This window comes from Georgenia ruanii (assembly GCF_009193175.1).
Taxonomy (GTDB): Bacteria; Actinomycetota; Actinomycetes; order Actinomycetales; family Actinomycetaceae; genus Georgenia; species Georgenia ruanii.
Genome location: NZ_VUKE01000006.1, coordinates 45,998 through 58,638 on the forward strand (window position 1 = coordinate 45,998; position 12,641 = coordinate 58,638).

Consider the following 12,641-nt stretch of genomic DNA (forward strand, 5'->3'; position numbering starts at 1 on the left):
CGGGTCAGGACTCCTTCAGGACGATCGTCTGGACCCCGTTGGCGAGCTTCTCGAAGGAGTCCGCCGCCGACTCGAGGGCGTCGACCACGCCCTTGACCTTGATGACGGCGAGCGGGTCGGCGCCGTCCTCGAAGAGCCCGGCCAGCAGGCGGCGGTAGACCCGGTCCGCCTGGTTCTCGAGGCGGTTGATCTCGATCCAGTACTCCGGCAGGCCGTCGAAGGAGCGCAGGTGCGGCATGGCCTCGTGGGTGAGCTCGGCGCAGCGCTGCAGCAGGGCCACCAGCTCCCCGACGCCGTCGGGCAGGGCGCCGAGCCTGTACAGGACGATGAGCTCGCCGGCCTCGTCCATCGCGTCCATGCAGTCGTCCAGCGCCGTCGCCAGGTGGTACATGTCCTCGCGGTCGAACGGGGTGACGAACGTCTGGGCCAGGGCGGTGAAGACCTGGTGGGCGACCTCGTCGGCGGCGTGCTCGGTGTCGCCGAGCCGGCTGGCGAGCTCGGCCCGCTCGGTCCGGTCGGCGCCGAGGATGCGGGCGAGCAGCCCGGCGCCGGTGAGCAGGTGCGCCGCGGACTCGGTGAAGAGCTCGAAGAACTGAGCGCCACGGGGGACCGGGCTGAATCGCACCAGCTGCTCCTGGAGAGGTGAGGGGGTGAACGCCCCTCAGGCTAGAGCAGAACCCGCGGGTCCCCGCCCCGGTTGCGCCGCCCCACGCGGGCACGGTGGCGCGGCTCACGCCCGGTGCCGTGGCGCCGGTCACGCCGTCCGGCCTGGCGCCGCTGTGGCCGCCGCGGCGCCGCGGGCGGCCGGAGGCGGCCAAGGAAGGACGCCGGACCGGAGAGCGCCTGTCGGCGCGAAGGCCGCTCGTAGCGGCTTGTGTTGGAGCCCGGGGCTTTCGCGGCCCGGCGTCGCGCTCCACTGTACGGCAGGGCCCTGGCCTGGGCGGCGGGCGTTCGCGCACTGAGGAAAGCCCGCCGCCGGCGGCCAGGCGGGCCTACTCTGCGACCCCCGCCGGCTCCTCGACGGGCTCCGCCGTCCCGGTGATGGTGGTGTCGCGGCCGCGCGGGTCGAAGCGGTAGCCGACGTTGCGGACGGTGCCGATCATCTGGTCGTGCTCGGAGCCCAGCTTGGCGCGCAGCCGCCGGACGTGGACGTCGACGGTGCGGGTGCCGCCGTAGTAGTCGTAGCCCCAGACCTCCTGCAGCAGCTGGGCGCGGCTGAGCACGCGGCCGGGGTGCTGGGCGAGGTGCCGGAGCAGCTCGAACTCCTTGTAGGTGAGGTCGAGCACCCGGCCCCGGATGCGGGCGGTGTAGGCCGAGGCGTCGATGACCAGGTCGCCCGCCTCCACCCGCTCGGGCTCCTCCGGCGCCCGCGGCACCTGGGTGCGTTCGGCCACCATCCGCAGCCGGGCCTCGACCTCGGCCGGCCCGGCGGACTCCAGGACGACGTCGGCGGCGCCCCAGGTGGTCGAGACTGCGGTGAACCCGCCCTCGGCGAGCACGAGCAGCACCGGCGGCGCCGCGAGGGGGCCGCTGAGCATCCGGCACAGGGTCCGGGCGGCGACGAGGTCGCGGCGCGCGTCGAGCAGGACCGCGGCCGCCTCGGCGTGGTCGACGAGCGCCGACGGGGCCATCGGGGCGACGGTGACGCGGTGGCCGAGGAGGGTCAGCGCGGGCAGCACGTGGGCCGCTCCCGCCGGGTCCGCGGTGAGCAGCAGGAGCTCGGCCATCGTCCCTCCCTCCCCCCGTCGATTCGCTCACTGTAGTGGCCGCCGGCGCCGGACCGGGGCCGGCGTCCGGGGTGCCTGGGACGGGCGCGACCCGCCGCCCCGGGGCGCTGGGGCCGGGGCGGAGCCCGCTGTCGCCGGGGGCCCTGGACGGGAGGGGCGGCCCGCGGTGGGCGCCGGACGCCGTCCGCCCGGGTCGCGACCGATCTGCAACAATCGGCCCGTGCTCGCCTTCACCGCCCCCTGCCGTCGGGCGGGAGGACTCTCCGTGCCCCGCGACCGGGCCCGGGGCGCGCGAGGCGAGGGGCGCGCCCGCCGGAGCGTGCGGTGATGGGGGCCGGCAGCCGGGCCGCCGTGACGGCCCTGGGCGCCGCCGTCCTCGCGCTCGCCGGGTACCTCTCCCGGGACCTGCTGACCGCGCTGATCCTGCTGCTCTGCCTGGTCTTCGCCGCCGGCTGGCCCCGGCTGATCGGCCTGCCCACCACCCGCGGGGCCGGCGTGGTCATCGCCGTGGTGGCGGTGGCGGCCACCGCCGTGGTGCGGCTGGGCTCGGTGGCGGGACTCGCCGTCGTCGTCGGGCTGGCGGTCATCGGCGCGTTCGTCCACCAGATGCTCCGCCGCGACGGCCGGCCCCGGCTGGTGGAGTCCGTCTCCGGGGTGGTCACCGGCTGCGCGGTGGTCGTCTCCGCCACCGGGTGGTCGGCGCCCGCCGGCGGGCTGACCCTCGCGTCGCTGACCGTCACCGGGGCGGCCAGCATCGCGGCCGCGGCGGTGTGCACCGCCCTGCCGGTGCGCACCGAGCTCGGCGCGGCCCTGGCGACCGTGGTCGCCGGCGTCGCCGGCCTCGTCACCGGGTGGGCGCTCACCGCCGTCGGCGGGCTGTCCGGGCTGCTGGTCGGGTTGGCGGTCGGCATCCTCACCGCGGCGCTGCACGTGCTCTTCGGCCGCTTCCCCGCCTCGCGGCGGGTGCGCCCGGCGCTGGCCGCCGCGGCGCTGCCCCTGCTCGTGCCCGGCATGGCGATCTACCTCGTCGCCCGCCTGCTCGGCGGCTGAGCAGGCCTCGCTGCCCGGTCCCGGGCCGGGAGCTAGCCTGGGGCCATGACCTTCACCATCCCCGAGGACCTCGCGCCCGAGTGCTACCCGCTGGCGTGGCTGCTCGGCCGGTGGCGCGGGTTCGGCATGCTCGGCTACCCGGGCGTGCCCGAGCACCCGTTCGTCCAGGAGATCGTCTTCGACCACGACGGCGGCCCCTACCTCCGCTCCATCGCCACCATCTGGCTCTCGGACAAGGACCAGTCGGGGGAGATCTCCCAGGAGATGACCGGCACCCAGGGCGCCGCGACGCTGACCGCCGGCCAGCTGTGGTCCACCGAGACGTCCTACTGGCGCCCCGTCGCCGCCCCGGTGCCCGGGGTCAGCGGCAACGGCTCGGGGGCCAGCGCCGCGCCCACCCCACGGCGGGACACGACCGAGCTCGAGGTGATCGTCGCCGACCCGTCCGGGCACCTGAGCGTCTACGTCGGCAACGTGCGCGGGCCGCGGGTGGACCTGAGCACCGACGCCGTCGTGCGCACCGCCACCGCCGCGGAGATGTCGGGCGCCACGCGGATGTACGGGCTGGTCCAGCACGATCTGCTCTGGGCGATGGACCTGGCCGCCTTCGGCCGGGAGCTGCAGTCCTACGCCTCGGGCCGGCTGAGCCGGGAGGAGTGAGATGAGCGTCGTCGAGGAACCCCACGTGCCGGACGTCCCGGCGTACCGGAGCCCGCTGCTGGCCCGGCCGGGCGCGGTGGAGGGCTCCGGCCCGGACGCCGGCGTGGCCCTGCACTACGGCGACCCGGTGCACGAGCAGCGGGCGCTCGCCCGCGGGGAGGGCCTGGTCGACCTCTCCCACCTGGGGGTCGTCACCGTCACCGGCCCGGACCGCATCAGCTGGCTCAACACGCTCGGCTCCCAGCTCCTCCTCGGCCTCGAGGCGGGCGCGAGCACCGAGCTGCTGCTGCTCGACGTCAACGGGCACGTCGAGCACGCCGCGGCGGTGCAGGACGACGGCGAGCGCACCTGGCTGCTCACCGAGGCCGCCGACGCCGCGCCCCTCGCCGCGTTCCTCGACTCGATGCGGTTCATGCTGCGCGTCGAGGTCGCCCGCCCCGACGACGTCGCCGTCCTGGGCACCGCCGCGGGCGGGTGGACCCGGCTGGCGGAGCACCCCGCGCACGTGCTCACCTGGCAGGACCCCTGGCCGCGCACCGCCCCCGGCTCGACCGCCTACGGGCCCGCCGACGCCGACCACCCGGGCATCGACATCCACCGGGCGTTGAGCGTCGTGCGCCGCGAGGCCCTGGCCGACGTCGTCGACGCCTTCGTCGCCCCCGCCGGCGATGGGCCCGGGGCCGCCGGTGGGCCCGGCGCGGCGGGCGCCGGTGCCGCCGCCGCTGCCCCGGCCCGCCGGCGCCGCCTCGCCGGCACCTGGGCCTGGGAGGCGCTGCGGGTGGAGGCCTGGCGCCCGCGCCTGGCCCGCGAGGTCGACGAGCGCACCATCCCGCACGAGCTGGACTGGCTGCGCACCGGCGTCCACCTGTCCAAGGGGTGCTACCGAGGTCAGGAGACCATCGCCCGCGTGGTCAACCTGGGCCGTCCGCCGCGCCGGCTCGTCATGCTCCACCTCGACGGCTCGGCCGACCGCCTGCCCGACCCGGGCGCCGAGGTGCGCCTGGGGGACAAGGCGGTGGGACGGCTCACCTCGGCCGTGCGGCACGAGGAGCTCGGGCCGGTGGCCCTGGCCGTCGTCAAGCGGTCGGTGCCCGCCGACGCCGCGCTCGACGTCGACGGGGTCGCCGCCGCCCAGGAGGTCGTCGTCCGTCCCGACGGCGTCACGGACGCCCGCCCCGCCGAGCGGCCGGGCGCCGGGCTGCGCCGGCGCGACCTACGCAGATGACCGACCGGGCGGTGCGCCGAGGGGACCGGCGCGGGGCCGTCCTGGGCCGCTGGAAGGTGCTTGTCGAGGTCCGCGCCCGCCTCGGCGGCCGGCGCCTGCGCGACTCCTTCGTGCCGATCCTCATCGCCGCGGGGACTGCCTCGCTGGCGTACTGGGTGTCCGGGCACCTCCTGGGGCACCCGCTGCCGATGTTCGCGCCGATCGCCGCGTGGGTCGCGCTGGGCAACACCGCCGACCGGCAGCTGCGGCGCGTGGCCGAGCTGGGCTTCGGCGCGAGCCTCGGGGTGCTCCTCGGCGAGGTCTTCGTCCAGGTCTTCGGCACCGGCGTGCTGCAGATCGGCCTCGTCCTCCTGCTGTCGGCCTCGGTGGCGAAGTTCCTCGACCGCGGCGTGCTGCTGACCACCCAGGCGGGCGTGCAGAGCATCGTCATCGTCGCGATGCCGGCGACGATGCTCGCCGGCGGCGCGCTGGGGCGCTGGTCCGACGCCCTGGTCGGCGCGGCGCTGGCGCTGCTCGTCACCGCGGCGCTGCCGATCAGCGTCACCCGGCGGCTGCGCGGGCTGGCCCGGGAAGCGCTGGGGGAGATCGCCGCGCTGCTCGGCACCCTGGCCACGGGGCTGCGCACCGGCAACCCGCAGCTGGCCGCCGACGCCCTGGCCCAGGGGCGCGCGTCCGAGCCGATCCTCGACTCGTGGGCCACCGCGGCGCGCAGCGCGCGGGAGGTGGTGCGGGTCAACCCCTCCCTGCGCGGGGAGCGGGGGACGGTCGCGGAGCTCTCGCGGGCGTGCACCCTGACGGACCGGGCGATGCGCAACGCGCGGGTGGTCAGCCGCCGGTCGGTGGCGGCGGTCCAGGAGGGCGGGCCGGCGCCCGAGATCGCCGTCCACGTCGACAGCCTCGCCGGGGCGATCGGCTCGCTGGCCGCCGCGGTGGGCCGCGGGGACCCGCCCGAGGACGCCCGCCGGCGCCTGGCCGCCGTCGCCAGCGAGCTCGCCCCGGAGCGCTACGCCGACGCCGGCTGGCGCCAGCAGACCCTGGTCTCGCTGCTGCGCTCGCTGGCGGTCGACGCCCTCCAGGTCTCCGGCATGTCGCGCGGGGAGGCCCTCGACCAGCTCGCCTGATCCCTGCTTCCGGCGAACGTGCTCCCTCTCGGCTGCCGCCGGGCGCCGACTGGTGCAGCATGGGCGCGTGACCACCAAGGACGCCCAGCCCTCCCGCCGCCAGCTGCTGACCGCGGGCGGCGCAGCCGTCGCGCTCCCGCTGCTCGCCGCGTGCGGCGGCTCGGGCTCGCCCCAGCAGCCCGCGCCGACGTCGGGCACGTCCGCCTCGAGCGGGACGGGCGGGCGGCTGACGGCGGTCAGCGACGTGCCGGTCGGCTCCGGGGTGCTGGTCGAGACCCCCGCGGGCGAGCCGGTCGTCGTCGTCCAGCCGCAGCAGGGCACGGTCCGGGCGTTCAGCGCCGTGTGCACGCACCAGGGCTGCACCGTCGCGGTGAAGGGCGGCGAGCTCGACTGCCCCTGCCACGGCTCGCGGTTCGCCGCGGCCAGCGGCGAGGTGCTCCAGGGACCCGCCCCGCGGCCGCTGCCCGAGGTGCCGGTCAAGGTCGAGGGCGGCGAGGTGGTCCTCGGCTGACACGTCTCGCCCCAGGCTTGACGCGTCACCTACGCTCACATCGTGCTCGCCAACGCCCAGCTGCTCCTCTTCCTCGTCCTGGCCCTCGTGCTCTTCGGGGTGGAGGTCTGGGCGCTGGTCGACTGCGCCCGCCGTCCGGCCAACGCCTTCCTCGCCGCCGGCAAGCGCACGAAGAGGTTCTGGCTGATCCTCACCGGCGCCGCCGCGGCCGTCGGGTTCATCGCCATCCCGCCCCCGCTCGGCCTGGGCCTGTTCACCGGCTTCCTGCAGTTCGTCGCCGTCGTGCCCGCCGGCGTCTACCTCGCCGACGTCCGCCCCGCCGTCTCCAGCTACGGCGGCGGCCGCCGCCCCCCGCGCTCCGGCGGCTGGTGAGGACGACGGCGTGAGAGCGGTTCTCCAGCGCGTCACCTCCGCCTGCGTGCGGGTCGACGGCGAGGTCGTCGGCGCCCTCACCCGACCGGGCCTGGTGGCCCTCGTGGGCGTGACCCACGACGACGGCCCCCAGCAGGTCGAGCGTCTCGCCCGCAAGATCGCCGAGCTGCGCATCCTGCGCGAGGAGCGCTCGGCCCTTGACGCCGGCGCGCCGGTCCTGGTCGTCTCCCAGTTCACCCTCTACGCCGACGTGCGCAAGGGCCGTCGGCCCACCTGGAACCAGGCCGCCCCCGGCCCGGTCGCCGAGCCGCTCGTCGACGCCGTCGTCGAGGAGCTGCGCGGGCGCGGCCTCGAGGTGGCCACCGGCCGTTTCGGCGCGGACATGGCCGTCGAGCTCGTCAACGACGGCCCGGTCACCGTGCTGGTCGAGGTCTAGACGTGCGGATCGAGGCCCTGCTCGGCGACCTCACCACCCAGGCGGTCGACGCCGTCGTCAACGCCGCGAACTCCACCCTGCTGGGCGGCGGCGGGGTCGACGGCGCCCTTCACCGCGCCGCCGGGCCGGGCCTGCTCGAGGAGTGCCGCCGGCTGCGGCGCACCACCCTGCCGGACGGGCTGCCGGTGGGCCGGGCCGTCGCCACCGGCGGGCACCGCCTACCCGCGGACTGGGTCATCCACACCGTCGGGCCCGACGCCCGCCGTGGGGAGACCGACCCCGCCCTGCTCGCCGCGTGCTTCACCAGCTCGCTCGAGGTGGCCGCGGAGATCGGCGCGCGCACCGTCGCCTTCCCCGCGATCAGCGCCGGCGCCTACGGGTGGGACGCCGACGCCGTCGCGGGCACCGGCGTCGAGGCGGTGCGCGCCTTCGCCGCCCGCCAGGACGCCCGGGACGGCCAGCAGGTGTGCGGCCTGACCGTCACCGACGTCGGGCCCGTCACCGTCGCCGAGGTACGCTTTGTCCTGTTCAACGACCGGCTGCTGCGCGCCTTCGCCGCGGCGCTGGGCTGAGCGTCATCCCGCCCCGGGCGCAGCACCGTCGCGTCCGTCCCGCACCCCGACGCGGGGCATCACGCCTGTGGCGAACACGGGCAGTTCGGGCCCACCCCCGCCGTTAGATTGGGTGAACGCTGCCCAGACCTGGACGCCGCCGGGCCCGGGCCGAGGCAGCCGCCCGTGAGGAGTGCACATGTTTGAACGATTTACCGACCGTGCCCGACGCGTGGTCGTCCTCGCCCAGGAAGAGGCGAGGATGCTCAACCACAACTACATCGGCACCGAGCACATCCTCCTCGGCCTGATCCACGAGGGTGAGGGGGTTGCCGCCAAGGCGCTCGAGGCGCTGGACATCTCGCTCGAGGCCGTGCGCGCCCAGGTGACGGAGATCATCGGCGAGGGGCAGCAGTCCCCCTCCGGCCACATCCCCTTCACCCCGCGTGCCAAGAAGGTCCTCGAGCTGTCCCTGCGCGAGGCGCTGCAGCTCGGCCACAACTACATCGGCACCGAGCACATCCTGCTCGGCCTCATCCGCGAGGGCGAGGGCGTCGCCGCCCAGGTCCTGACCAAGCTCGGCGCGGACCTCAACCGGGTGCGCCAGCAGGTCATCCAGCTGCTGTCCGGCTACCAGGGCAAGGAGCCCGTCGCCGCCGGCGGCCCGCAGGAGGGCCAGCCCTCCGGCTCCGCCGTGCTCGACCAGTTCGGCCGCAACCTCACCCAGGCCGCCCGCGAGGGCAAGCTGGACCCGGTGATCGGCCGGACCCAGGAGATCGAGCGGGTCATGCAGGTGCTGTCCCGGCGCACCAAGAACAACCCCGTGCTGATCGGCGAGCCCGGCGTCGGCAAGACCGCCGTCGTCGAGGGGCTGGCGCAGAACATCGTGCGCGGCGACGTGCCCGAGACCCTCAAGGACAAGCAGCTCTACACCCTCGACCTCGGTTCCCTGGTGGCCGGCTCGCGCTACCGCGGTGACTTCGAGGAGCGGCTGAAGAAGGTCCTCAAGGAGATCCGCACCCGCGGCGACATCATCCTGTTCATCGACGAGATCCACACCCTCGTCGGGGCCGGGGCCGCCGAGGGCGCCATCGACGCGGCGAGCATCCTCAAGCCGATGCTGGCCCGCGGCGAGCTGCAGACCATCGGGGCCACCACCCTCGACGAGTACCGCAAGCACATCGAGAAGGACGCCGCCCTGGAGCGCCGGTTCCAGCCGATCCAGGTGGCCGAGCCCACGCTCGCGCACACCATCGAGATCCTCAAGGGCCTGCGCGACCGGTACGAGGCGCACCACCGCGTGTCCATCACGGACGAGGCGCTGGTGGCGGCCGCCACCCTGGCCGACCGCTACATCTCCGACCGGTTCCTGCCGGACAAGGCGATCGACCTGATCGACGAGGCCGGCGCGCGGCTCCGCATCCGGCGCATGACCGCCCCGCCGGAGCTGCGCGAGCTCGACGAGCGCATCGCCGAGGTCCGCCGCGAGAAGGAGTCGGCGATCGACGACCAGGACTTCGAGCGCGCCGCGCGCCTGCGCGACGACGAGAAGACCCTGGGCGAGCGCCGCGCCAAGCGCGAGCAGTCCTGGAAGAACGGCGACCTGGACGCCGTCGCCGAGGTGGACGAGGAGCTCATCGCCGAGGTGCTGGCCATGAGCACCGGCATCCCGGTGTTCAAGCTCACCGAGGAGGAGTCCTCCAAGCTCCTGCACATGGAGGACGAGCTGCACAAGCGCATCATCGGCCAGGACGCCGCCATCAAGGCGCTGTCCCAGTCGATCCGGCGCACCCGCGCGGGGCTGAAGGACCCCAAGCGGCCCGGCGGCTCGTTCATCTTCGCCGGCCCCACCGGCGTCGGGAAGACCGAGCTGGCCAAGGCGCTGGCCGAGTTCCTCTTCGGGGACGAGGACGCGCTCATCCAGCTCGACATGTCGGAGTTCTCGGAGAAGCACACCGTCTCCCGGCTCTTCGGCTCCCCGCCCGGGTACGTCGGCTACGAGGAGGGTGGCCAGCTCACCGAGAAGGTGCGCCGTCGCCCGTTCTCCGTGGTCCTGTTCGACGAGGTGGAGAAGGCCCACGCGGACATCTTCAACTCGCTGCTGCAGATCCTCGAGGACGGCCGCCTCACCGACTCCCAGGGCCGGGTTGTCGACTTCAAGAACACCGTCATCATCATGACGACCAACCTGGGGACGCGGGACATCGCCAAGGGCCTGCTCACCGGCTTCCAGGCGCAGGGCGAGCTGTCCAACAGCTACGAGCGGATGAAGACGAAGGTCAACGAGGAGCTCAAGCAGCACTTCCGGCCCGAGTTCCTCAACCGCGTGGACGACGTCATCGTCTTCCCGCAGCTGTCCGAGGACGAGATCGTCCAGATCGTCGACCTCATGATCGCCCGCCTGGACACCCGCCTGCGGGACCAGGACATGACGATCGAGCTCACCCCGGCCGCCAAGGAGCTGCTGGCCGAGCGCGGGTACGACCCCGTCCTCGGTGCCCGGCCGCTGCGCCGCGCGATCCAGCGGGAGATCGAGGACGTCCTGTCCGAGAAGATCCTGTTCGGCGAGCTCAAGCACGGCCAGAAGATCATGGTCGACGCCCAGGGCGAGGGCCTGCTCGGCGAGTTCATCTTCACCGGCGTGCCCGCCGGGGAGATCGAGAAGCCCGAGCCGGTCAAGGTGGGCCACGGCGCCACCGTGGAGCAGCGGGACATGCCGACGGCGCCCGAGGGCGGCGGCGCGGGCGGGGGCGGCCAGCTCCAGCCCGAGAGCTGACGGCCTGCCGCCAGCACGCAGCGCACTCCCACGGGTGAAGGGCCCGGCGACCACGCGGTCGCCGGGCCCTTTCGTGCCACGGCGGTATTCGTACCGTCTCGTCCCTGCGCCGCGGCGGGCCCTTTCCCGGTGCCACGGCGGACGACGGCGTCCCCTCCCGGCCCTGTGGATGAACCGGGCACGGGGTCACCGGGGCAGGCGATGGTGTGGCCGTGACCCCCGGGAGGCACCATGGACGCCGTGACGACGCTGCCGCGGAGCCGACCGCTGACCCGTGCCGACCTCGACGCGATGCCCGATGACGGGCACCGCCACGAGCTCGTCGACGGTGCGCTGGTCGTGACCCCGGCGCCCCGGCCGCGGCACCAGACGGCCGTGCTCCGGCTCGCGGTCCTGCTCGACCGCGCCTGTCCCAAGGACCTCCAGGTCTTCGTCGCGCCGCTGGACGTCGCGCTCGCCGAGGACACGGTGCTCGAGCCCGACGTCCTCGTCGCCCCGCGGGCAGACCTCACCGAGCGCGACCTGGCCGCGGCGCCGGTGCTGGCCGTCGAGGTGCTCTCCCCGAGCACCCGCCTCATCGACCTCCACCTCAAGCGCGCCCGCTACGAGGCGGCCGGGACGCCGTCGTACTGGGTGGTTGACCCGGACGAGCCGTCGCTCACCGCGTGGGAGCTGCGCGACGGAGGCTACTTCGGGGTGGCGCACGCGATCGGGCACGAGGTCCTCGAGACGGACGCCCCGGTAGCCGTGAGGTTCACGCCCGCGGACCTGCTCCGCTGATCGGCGCTACGCTGCGTACCGCTCGACGAAGTTGCGCAGGATCCGGTGCGAGCGGCTGACGTCCGCGCGCGAGATCCGCACGATCACCTCGTCGGCCTCCTCGACGGGGAAGTACCCCGAGTTCCGGTAGACGTCGATGCGCGTCACCATCGCGGTCCGGTCGAGCTCGGGGTGGAACTGGGTGACGTACTGGTGACGGCCCAGCCGGAACATCTGCACCGGGCACGCGGCCGACGTGGCGAGCAGCGTGGCGCCGGGCGGCAGCACCCGGCAGGACTCCTTGTGCCCGACGTAGGCGTGGAAGGCGCGCGGGACGCCGGCGAGCAGCGGGTCCGCGGCGCCGTCCTCCGTCAGCGCGATCTCCACCGCCCCGGTCCTCTCCGCGTAGGTGCCGTCGATGACCGCGCCGGTGAGGCGGCCCAGCGCGCCGACTCCGTAGCACAGCCCGAGGAAGGGGAAGTCCCGCTCGACGACCTCGGCGAGCACCGCGCCCAGCTCCGTCTCCACCCGCAGCTGCTCGTCCGTCTTGTGCTCGTCCGGCACCGACGCGGTGAACGGGCTGCCGCCGAGGAATACCCCCGCGTAACGGCCGAGGTCCAGCGGCGTGAAGGTGCCCGACTCCATCCGGATGCGCACCAGCTCGTCCGGCCGCAGGCCGGAGTGCGCCAGGAAGCTGGCGTACTCCTCGTCCGCGGCGACGTCCTCGCTGCGCGAGGCCAGTAGCGCGAAGGGCTTGGTGGGCACGGGACCAGTGAACACCTCGGCGCCCGGCCGTGGGAGCGCTGTCGCAGCCTGGACGGCGCCCGGAGCCTTTGCTCAGAGAGTGGGACGACGGCGCGGGAGCGTTGCGCCCGCCCTGTGGGGCTCTCGCTGGCCTTCCGGATGCGGTCGGTCACCGGCGGTCGTACCGTGAAAACGGTTCAACAGTCGACGACGAAAGGAGTCCGCCATGGGTCTCGACGACAAGATCGGCAACGCCGCCGAGGAAGCAAAGGGCAAGGCCAAGGAGGCCACCGGCAAGGTCACCGACAATGAGAGCCTCGAGGCCAAGGGGCAGGCCGAGAAGACCAAGGCCAACCTCAAGCAGGCCGGCGAGGACATCAAGGACGCCACCAAGTAGGCGCACAGGTGACGGGCCCCGCGGGAGAAGCGCCTCCCGCGGGGCCCCGTCGTGTGGAGAGCGGCGTGGGCCTGTCAGCCCGTCACGGAGCACACATCTCCTGGCGGGACCTGCACGAGCCGGGCGGCGCGGCGTACCTCTTCGCGTGGGCGGGTCCTCGAGCTGGGCGGGCTGGGCCTCCTCGCGGTCCAGCAGTGCATATCGAGGCCCAGGGGCTATATCCCGGTTGCCTCGCCACGCCGAGCGGTGCCGTCGTGTATGCAACGCAATTTTCTTCGTGGCATCGCGCTGGGTTTACCGCTGAAACACTCG

14 protein-coding genes are annotated in these 12,641 nt (G+C 74.5%); 11 read left to right on the top strand and 3 right to left on the bottom strand.

Annotation, left to right across the window (positions count from 1 at the left end; genetic code table 11):
- Window positions 1–4: 4 nt before the first annotated feature.
- Window positions 5–625, bottom strand: a complete 621-nt coding sequence (locus GD880_RS07950) for a DUF47 domain-containing protein (RefSeq protein WP_152231091.1) — start codon at window positions 623–625, stop codon at window positions 5–7.
- A 367-nt stretch (window positions 626–992) separates the two neighbouring features.
- Window positions 993–1,727: a winged helix-turn-helix transcriptional regulator gene (locus GD880_RS07955; RefSeq protein ID WP_152231092.1), complete on the bottom strand. Its 735-nt coding sequence runs from the start codon at window positions 1,725–1,727 to the stop codon at window positions 993–995.
- Between the two features lie 327 nt (window positions 1,728–2,054).
- Here GD880_RS07955 and GD880_RS07960 point away from each other — a divergent pair, with 327 nt between their 5' ends.
- The 10 genes from GD880_RS07960 to GD880_RS08005 all read left to right on the top strand — a co-directional run bounded on the left by GD880_RS07960 (window position 2,055) and on the right by GD880_RS08005 (window position 11,209).
- Window positions 2,055–2,777, top strand: a complete 723-nt coding sequence (locus GD880_RS07960; RefSeq protein WP_152231093.1) for a hypothetical protein — start codon at window positions 2,055–2,057, stop codon at window positions 2,775–2,777.
- A gap of 45 nt (window positions 2,778–2,822) precedes the next feature.
- Window positions 2,823–3,437 carry an FABP family protein gene (locus GD880_RS07965; RefSeq protein WP_152231094.1) on the top strand — a complete coding sequence of 205 codons (615 nt, stop codon included), beginning with the start codon at window positions 2,823–2,825 and terminating at the stop codon, window positions 3,435–3,437.
- A 1-nt stretch (window position 3,438) separates the two neighbouring features.
- A complete protein-coding gene (gene ygfZ / locus GD880_RS07970; protein WP_152231095.1) occupies window positions 3,439–4,662 on the top strand; it encodes a CAF17-like 4Fe-4S cluster assembly/insertion protein YgfZ in 1,224 nt (407 codons plus the stop codon).
- Complete coding sequence (locus GD880_RS07975) at window positions 4,659–5,783, top strand: FUSC family protein (RefSeq protein ID WP_152231096.1); 1,125 nt, start codon at window positions 4,659–4,661, stop codon at window positions 5,781–5,783. The genes ygfZ and GD880_RS07975 overlap by 4 nt, the downstream gene beginning before the upstream one ends.
- 67 nt (window positions 5,784–5,850) lie before the next feature.
- A complete protein-coding gene (locus GD880_RS07980; protein WP_152231097.1) occupies window positions 5,851–6,294 on the top strand; it encodes a QcrA and Rieske domain-containing protein in 444 nt (147 codons plus the stop codon).
- Window positions 6,295–6,336: 42 nt separating this feature from the next.
- Complete coding sequence (locus GD880_RS07985; protein WP_152231098.1) at window positions 6,337–6,666, top strand: DUF2516 family protein; 330 nt, start codon at window positions 6,337–6,339, stop codon at window positions 6,664–6,666.
- Between the two features lie 10 nt (window positions 6,667–6,676).
- Window positions 6,677–7,102, top strand: coding sequence for a D-aminoacyl-tRNA deacylase (gene dtd / locus GD880_RS07990; RefSeq protein WP_152231099.1), 426 nt, complete (start codon window positions 6,677–6,679; stop codon window positions 7,100–7,102).
- A 2-nt stretch (window positions 7,103–7,104) separates the two neighbouring features.
- The gene (locus tag GD880_RS07995) at window positions 7,105–7,674 is read left to right on the top strand and encodes an O-acetyl-ADP-ribose deacetylase (protein ID WP_152231100.1); all 570 of its coding nucleotides are present in this window, start codon (window positions 7,105–7,107) and stop codon (window positions 7,672–7,674) included.
- A gap of 178 nt (window positions 7,675–7,852) precedes the next feature.
- Window positions 7,853–10,429, top strand: coding sequence for an ATP-dependent Clp protease ATP-binding subunit (locus GD880_RS08000; RefSeq protein WP_152231101.1), 2,577 nt, complete (start codon window positions 7,853–7,855; stop codon window positions 10,427–10,429).
- Between the two features lie 231 nt (window positions 10,430–10,660).
- Window positions 10,661–11,209 carry a Uma2 family endonuclease gene (locus tag GD880_RS08005; protein ID WP_152231102.1) on the top strand — a complete coding sequence of 183 codons (549 nt, stop codon included), beginning with the start codon at window positions 10,661–10,663 and terminating at the stop codon, window positions 11,207–11,209.
- Window positions 11,210–11,215: 6 nt separating this feature from the next.
- Here the strand turns inward: GD880_RS08005 and GD880_RS08010 are convergent, their stop codons facing one another.
- Window positions 11,216–11,953: a glutamine amidotransferase gene (locus tag GD880_RS08010; RefSeq protein ID WP_152231103.1), complete on the bottom strand. Its 738-nt coding sequence runs from the start codon at window positions 11,951–11,953 to the stop codon at window positions 11,216–11,218.
- Window positions 11,954–12,158: 205 nt separating this feature from the next.
- On the opposite strand from GD880_RS08010, the gene GD880_RS08015 reads away from it, so the two are divergent.
- Window positions 12,159–12,329, top strand: a complete 171-nt coding sequence (locus GD880_RS08015; protein WP_152231104.1) for a CsbD family protein — start codon at window positions 12,159–12,161, stop codon at window positions 12,327–12,329.
- Window positions 12,330–12,641: the final 312 nt, after the last annotated feature.

What these genes read in the sequence shown, in the direction of transcription:
- GD880_RS07955 (WP_152231092.1), bottom strand. Translation starts at nt 1,727, where the DNA reads ATGGCCGAGCTCCTGCTGCTCACCGCGGACCCGGCGGGAGCGGCCCAC.
- GD880_RS07960 (WP_152231093.1), top strand. Translation starts at nt 2,055, where the DNA reads ATGGGGGCCGGCAGCCGGGCCGCCGTGACGGCCCTGGGCGCCGCCGTC.
- GD880_RS07965 (WP_152231094.1), top strand. Translation starts at nt 2,823, where the DNA reads ATGACCTTCACCATCCCCGAGGACCTCGCGCCCGAGTGCTACCCGCTG.
- ygfZ (WP_152231095.1), top strand. Translation starts at nt 3,439, where the DNA reads ATGAGCGTCGTCGAGGAACCCCACGTGCCGGACGTCCCGGCGTACCGG.
- GD880_RS07975 (WP_152231096.1), top strand. Translation starts at nt 4,659, where the DNA reads ATGACCGACCGGGCGGTGCGCCGAGGGGACCGGCGCGGGGCCGTCCTG.
- GD880_RS08000 (WP_152231101.1), top strand. Translation starts at nt 7,853, where the DNA reads ATGTTTGAACGATTTACCGACCGTGCCCGACGCGTGGTCGTCCTCGCC.
- GD880_RS08005 (WP_152231102.1), top strand. Translation starts at nt 10,661, where the DNA reads ATGGACGCCGTGACGACGCTGCCGCGGAGCCGACCGCTGACCCGTGCC.
- GD880_RS08015 (WP_152231104.1), top strand. Translation starts at nt 12,159, where the DNA reads ATGGGTCTCGACGACAAGATCGGCAACGCCGCCGAGGAAGCAAAGGGC.